This window comes from Candidatus Accumulibacter aalborgensis (assembly GCF_900089955.1).
Lineage (GTDB): Bacteria > Pseudomonadota > Gammaproteobacteria > Burkholderiales > Rhodocyclaceae > Accumulibacter > Accumulibacter aalborgensis.
In genome coordinates this window covers 1-1,670 of the sequence record NZ_FLQX01000080.1, presented here as the reverse complement: position 1 = coordinate 1,670, position 1,670 = coordinate 1, and the positions used below count along the sequence as shown (strand labels likewise).

The window sequence follows — 1,670 nt, the reverse complement described above, 5'->3', positions numbered from 1 at the left end:
AGCCTTTTCCAATGTGGTATGAGCCTGAACGAGGCGCGTATTTCCACCCAGGAATGAGCCTGAGGGAAAGAAATTGAGGGTGAAGTGAAGTGTGGGTTGATCATCGCAAGGATGGTGATCAACATGAACGAAACGCGGCTATGCACGATCGAGCAGATCGAACAATTTCTCAGCGCCAGCGCGTCAATCGAGTTCTCGGCGACGGGCGACGACCGTGAGCGGTATGGGCACATCAGTCGCGTACTCACACGCTTTGATTACCCTGGGCGGAGCAAACGGGAGCGGGGTGTGCTGCACAGGTACCTGCAGCACACCAGCGGCTACAGCCGGGCTCAGGTCACGCGTCTGGTGACCCGGTGGCATCGCAACCGACTGGCCCCCGTTCCCCTGACCAAGCGCTACAGCACGCCTGCTGCACCCTTTGCACGCAAGTACTCCGCGATCGATGTCGAGTTGTTGGTCGAGATGGACAAAGCCCATGAAGACGTCTGCGGACCGGCCATCGCGCACCTCCTGCAGCGAGCCTACCGTGAGTATGGCGACCCACGCTATGAGCGCCTGGCGACGCTGTCCGTTTCGCACCTGTACAACCTGCGCAAGAGCGCAGGCTATCAAGCCCAGCGCATCAGTTTCACCAAGACCCGCCCCGTGTGTAATGCCATCGGCGTACGCAAAGCCCCCAGCCCGGAGGGACGCGTGGGTTTTGTGCGCATCGATACCGTTCACCAAGGCGACCAGGACGGCGTCAAAGGGGTGTATCACATCACCTGCGTGGATGCCGTCAGCCAGTGGCATGTCGAGGCTTGCGTGCAAGGCATCAGCGAGGCATTTTTGTTGCCCGTGTTGGCCTTGATCATCGCCCAGTTTCCGTTTGTCATTCTCGGCTTTCACTCCGACAACGGCTCCGAGTACATCAATCATCAGGTCGCGAAGCTGCTCGAGAAACTGCGCATCGAGCAAACCAAATCACGCTCGCGCCACAGCAACGACAACGCCCTGGCCGAGAGCAAGAATGCCAGCGTGGTGCGCAAGCACATGGGCTACGATCATATCCCTCAGGAATATGCAAAACCAATCAATGCCTTCTACGTGGAAACCTTCAATCCCTGGCTCAATCTGCACCGCCCGTGTCTGTTCGCCACCTCGATCGCCAACGCCAAGGGCAAGATCGTCAAGTGCTACAAGCATAAGGATGTCAAGACGCCGCTAGAACAATTGACACAACTGGCTACGCAGGGCTTGGTCACCCTCAAGCCGGGCATCACGCTGGAGACCCTCCAGGCTCAGGCAAAGACGCAAACCGACTTGGCCGCCGCTCAGGCCATGCAAGGCGCCAAGCGCGAACTCTTTGCCAGCTTTGTCAAACCCAAACGCCGGGCCTGACACGGACCCACCACAATGCCAAGTGGATTACTGCCGCGCTCCGCTTGCCAGACAGACGAATTGCTGCGCAATCCGCCTGCCGGAAGCCCTGCGGGCAGCAAACCGTATAACCGGCATAAATATGCCCTTGACAATAAGGTCAAAAACAAGCCGCCGCACCCATCCACCCACCCCTGTAAACCTTTAAACTTACCTTTTAAACCCTTCAACCCACATCACACAGACGCCTTCGCCGTAGCTCCGTCAGGCTCATACCTGAATTGGAAAATACTCTGCTCTGGCGCCGT

Annotated in this window: 1 protein-coding gene; it reads left to right on the top strand. The window is 57.9% G+C overall.

Going from position 1 to position 1,670, the window contains the following annotated elements:
• Window positions 1–123: 123 nt before the first annotated feature.
• A complete protein-coding gene (locus ACCAA_RS04880; RefSeq protein ID WP_186406114.1) occupies window positions 124–1,383 on the top strand; it encodes an integrase catalytic domain-containing protein in 1,260 nt (419 codons plus the stop codon).
• The last annotated feature ends 287 nt before the right edge of the window (window positions 1,384–1,670 follow it).